Raw genomic sequence first — 4068 nt, 5'->3', positions numbered from 1 at the left:
ATCTTCAGGGTTCTGGATGTCCACTCTTCGGAGTGCAGTGGTTACCATTTCGCTGCCTGAGGCGATAAGTACCTGTTCCATGAGTTGATTGGAACTGAACTTTCCGGTTCCAAGAAAGAGACGGGAATTGAATTCCTGTCCCGAAATAGTTAGTTTTTGCATGATGCGGGTGTTATTTGTTTAAGGTAGTTTCTTGTTGTGTTGTTAATATTCTCAGCCATTGTGATGGATGAGGAGAGGGCAATGCCATGCAGACCACTTGCCATAAGGGCGGGTACATCATTAATTTGAATACCTCCAATAGCAACAATGGGTAGTTTGATATTTTCTTCCCGACATTGTTTAATGATTCTAGAATAGCCTTTCAAGCCCAAGACTGGAGCCAGATTTTTTTTTGTTTGTGTAAAACGAAAGGGACCCAATCCGATATAATTGACTCCTGCTTTGTATAGTTTCCGAACATCATCCATATTGTTAGCTGTCCCTCCAATAATCAAGTCTGAACCCAAAAGTTTTCGTGCTTCAATTGGAGACATGTCTGCCTTGCCTAAGTGAATGCCATGAGCTCCAATTTCCTTTACCAGATGGGCATGATCGTTAAGAATAAACGTGGCTTGATATTGACGGCAGATTTCGGCAACTTGTTTACCCAAGCGTATAATGTCGTGTTCCGACCGATTCTTTAAACGAAGCTGCACCCAATTAGCCCCAGCTTCACAAACCTGTTTAATTTGTTCTAATTCGTCTAGTTTAGAAAAATCGTTAGTGATGAATTGAAAACTAGAAATGGATGAATTCTCTATTATCGGTTTGGCATTAGCTTGAATGTTTCGAAAGCGATTTGATACAAGATCTGGAGTGAGATGATCACCTTCCCATATAGCTCCCAGTAGGGCACAGCTCATAAAACCGAAATCGAAACAGCTTTGAATATTATACTTGTCGATACCGCCAAGGGCAATACAGTTCTTAATTTCTGGATGATCTTGAAAGAATGTTTTGATCTCATCTGAATAAAAAGCAGAGGAATAGCCTTTTTTTGAGATTGAATTGAAGATAGGGCTCAGAAAGACATAATCGTGAGTCTTATAATTGTTTAAAACCTCTAGTGGCGTATGGCAAGATTTACTTCGGCTTAAGCTTTTATGTTCTGCTAAATTTTCTTCAGCTTGACTGTTGCCTTTATAATGAATGCCGCCAAGCTTAAAATCTTTACACAGTTTATGGTGTTGGTGAAGAATCACACGGGAATGGTATTCTGCTGGCAAGCAAGTCAGTATATTTTTTATCTGTAAGACTGATGCATGAGGTTTTCGTATATGCAGTCGCTGAAGCCCTGTTAAAAAGAGAGCTTCCCATAAGTGTACTTCATTCTGAATAATTTCAGGAGGTGTAATAACTATTGGTAACATAGGATTGAGATATAAGTTTTATTGAATATTAGATTAACCGCCTTGAGTGGCGCGGATCAACAAAACTTTATCATTTTCTTTAAGGAGGTAATTATCCCATTGACTTAAGGGAATAATTTTGTGTCCGATAGCAATGGCTATACCTTTGCTTGGGAATGTTAGCTGGGCGAGTAGCTGCGAAATATTAGAATGTTCGGCGATAGTGACGCTATCATCATTTACAAAAATCTTCATACGAGTTTGTTTTGTAGTAAATGAGAAGAGGCGCTGGCCAATTGACTTGATATCCCTACATCGGTATAATCCGCATCAGGTTATGAGGGTATTATCTCAGCCCATAGGGCACCCCTTATCAGTTACTAAGTTCAATAAAAAAATGTGTGTTTTACAGAAGGCTGGTAAACAAAAACAAACTGGTATCAACTCCCTTCGGCGGCATTATCCGCATCAGGTTATTAAGGGTATAATCTCAGCCTGTTATTTAAGGCACCCCCGTAAAACGTTGTCAAATGTATGGAAATATTTTAATAATTAAAGACTAAGTACTTTTAGTTTCAAATTATTATTTTGTGTTACCTGATGTGCTTGAAGGTTTTTTCTTAATCTGAGTGAGCTCCATTTTTCTAATTTTAGCACGAATAGCACCTTTGGTTCTATTCAATTTCATAGCTATGTTAGCAACGCTTACACCATCGAAAAATAGATTGAGCATTTCATCATCATCCTTCCTTGTCCAAGGTTTGTAGGCTTCTTTATTTTCTTTTTTGATTTCTTTCATTTTATCGAAGTCGTCTTGGTTCATGCTATGTTTTATATGTGTGAATAAATAGTTTCAGATTGTAAAGATAGCCAGAAGTATTTAGTTTGAGGCTTTGAATATTTCTGGAGTTAGTTCTTTCGTTAATGACCAATAGAATCAGAGTTTTTTGTCTTGTTTTATGTTGTTAACGAATTGTTATAATGCTAGGAAATATGTTCAGTAAATCTTAGGTTTGTTATTCAAAAGCAAAACGATAAAACAAATAAGTGTTTAATCCTAAATCTCAAAATCGATGAAGTATTTAAGTTTATTGGCTTTATGCCTGGCATTACTGTCTTGTAATTTTACACAGTCTGATTCTAAGAAACAAAAAACCGAAGCCGCAGTGTTAACAGAGGGAGCATCTCTAACACTTAATATTGAACAAGTGATGGCTGTTGCTGCTAATAAAGTAGGACAGGAGATCAAATTTAAAGGTCTTGTGAATCATGTTTGTGCACATTCGGGAAAACGTTGTATTTTGAAAAGTGCCGACGGGAATCTATCTATTCGAGTTGAAGCCACTGGTAATCTTGAAGGATTTAATAAGGAAATTGCGGGTAACGATTTATTGGTGACTGGTATCCTTCGTGAGAAAAGGTTAGCAACTTCTGAGATTGATGAGTGGGAGACTGACGTGAAAGAGAAGCACAAAGACGAAGAAGGCGGAAAGCAGTGTAGTTCGGAGATGGCTAATATCAAGGAAATGCGAGCTTGGATGAAAGCCAACAACAAAGATTATTATGCTATTTATTATGTAGATGGAACAAGTTATGAAGTTGTGGAGTAAGAAAAATATACGCAAGTGGCTAAGATTAACTCACCGATATTTGGGGTACTTCTTTGTTGGAATAACCCTTATTTATGCCATCTCGGGCATTATATTGAATCATAAAAAGAAAGGTGAAGATCCAGCCTATAAGACAGAGCATGTTACTTATCAATTAGCCTCTAGTCTTAGTCCGGATCAATTAACGGCTTATTGGAAGGAGACTATATCAGATTATCCTTTGAATAGAATCATACCAGGAGGCGACAAATACAATGTCTACCTAAAAGGTGGTTTGGGAACTTACGATCCGATAAGCGGTGAGCTTAGTTTTGAAGTATATGAAAAAAAACTATGGGTTTATTTTATGAATAAACTGCATTACAACAGTAAAACAGGATGGATCTTAATGGCCGATATTTTTGCCATAGCCTTGCTCCTTTTTGCTCTTTCGGGAATGTTTATGGTTCCTGGGAAAAAAGGCATTATGGGAATAGGTAAATGGTTAATCGCCATTGGCATTCTTATTCCTTTTCTCTTCTTTTTGTAAGCCACGTCAGAGAATATGATTAAAGCTCATTGAAAGCCCTTTGCTTTCGATGAGCTTTTTTTAGTGGGTTATATTAATATTATTTGCAATATTTTTTGAGGTATTGTTCTACATTTTGGCCTAATTCCAGAGCCTTTTCCCAACTCTTACAAGCTTCCTCTTTCTTTTTCATTTGGAATAAGGCAATGCCTCTATTGGTATAGATACTACCTTTCATATCATTCAGTTTTATCGCATAATCGAAATCTGCTACTGCCTTGGTAAATAAATTTTGTTTCAAAAAACAGATACCTCTGTTGGCATAATAGTCGTATACAATTTCATAATCTTCTCCATTAATTTTACTGAACTTGATGGCTGTATCGTATTCAGCAATGGCTGCTTTCAGTTTGTTTTCCTTCTGATATATTTTACCAAGGTGATAAGGAAATTCATCATCATCGGTATAAATCGATTTTGCCTTTTTCAAATACTCAAGTTGCGAACTTCTGTTGCCTGTTTCGTAAAAAGCACGGTTAATTAGTATGAATGCATCTCT

The 4068-nt window shown here is 36.9% G+C and carries 6 protein-coding genes, 1 pseudogene and 2 riboswitches; of the genes and pseudogenes, 2 read left to right on the top strand and 5 right to left on the bottom strand.

Translation table 11 applies throughout. The annotated features are described in order from the left end of the window. The 4 genes and pseudogenes from ABY905_RS14720 to ABY905_RS14705 form a co-directional block, all read right to left on the bottom strand. Positions 1-162, bottom strand: a pseudogene (locus ABY905_RS14720) (hypothetical protein); the annotation flags it as partial. Continuing rightward, positions 150-1412: a thiamine phosphate synthase gene (locus ABY905_RS14715; RefSeq protein ID WP_372645209.1), complete on the bottom strand. Its 1263-nt coding sequence runs from the start codon at positions 1410-1412 to the stop codon at positions 150-152. The gene ABY905_RS14715 and the pseudogene ABY905_RS14720, both read right to left, overlap by 13 nt. A gap of 33 nt (positions 1413-1445) precedes the next feature. Further along, the gene (gene thiS / locus ABY905_RS14710) at positions 1446-1646 is read right to left on the bottom strand and encodes a sulfur carrier protein ThiS (RefSeq protein WP_372645208.1); all 201 of its coding nucleotides are present in this window, start codon (positions 1644-1646) and stop codon (positions 1446-1448) included. A gap of 35 nt (positions 1647-1681) precedes the next feature. Continuing rightward, positions 1682-1772, bottom strand: a riboswitch (TPP riboswitch). A gap of 47 nt (positions 1773-1819) precedes the next feature. After that, positions 1820-1916, bottom strand: a riboswitch (TPP riboswitch). 58 nt (positions 1917-1974) lie between these two features. Then, positions 1975-2214 (bottom strand): hypothetical protein, encoded by a 240-nt coding sequence (locus tag ABY905_RS14705; RefSeq protein WP_372645207.1) that lies wholly within the window; start codon positions 2212-2214, stop codon positions 1975-1977. A gap of 250 nt (positions 2215-2464) precedes the next feature. Here ABY905_RS14705 and ABY905_RS14700 point away from each other — a divergent pair, with 250 nt between their 5' ends. Then, positions 2465-3001, top strand: coding sequence for a hypothetical protein (locus ABY905_RS14700; protein WP_372645206.1), 537 nt, complete (start codon positions 2465-2467; stop codon positions 2999-3001). Continuing rightward, complete coding sequence (locus tag ABY905_RS14695; RefSeq protein WP_372645204.1) at positions 2973-3530, top strand: PepSY-associated TM helix domain-containing protein; 558 nt, start codon at positions 2973-2975, stop codon at positions 3528-3530. Before ABY905_RS14700 ends, ABY905_RS14695 begins: the two co-directional genes overlap by 29 nt. A 79-nt stretch (positions 3531-3609) precedes the next feature. Here ABY905_RS14695 and ABY905_RS14690 read toward each other — a convergent pair. Further along, the coding region (locus tag ABY905_RS14690) for a tetratricopeptide repeat protein (RefSeq protein WP_372645202.1) at positions 3610-4068 on the bottom strand (459 nt) is incomplete at its 5' end.

The organism is Ancylomarina sp. (genome assembly GCF_041555295.1).
Lineage (GTDB): Bacteria > Bacteroidota > Bacteroidia > Bacteroidales > Marinifilaceae > Ancylomarina.
The sequence above is the reverse complement of the archived record's forward strand: the minus strand, read 5'-3'. Positions and strand labels throughout refer to the sequence as shown.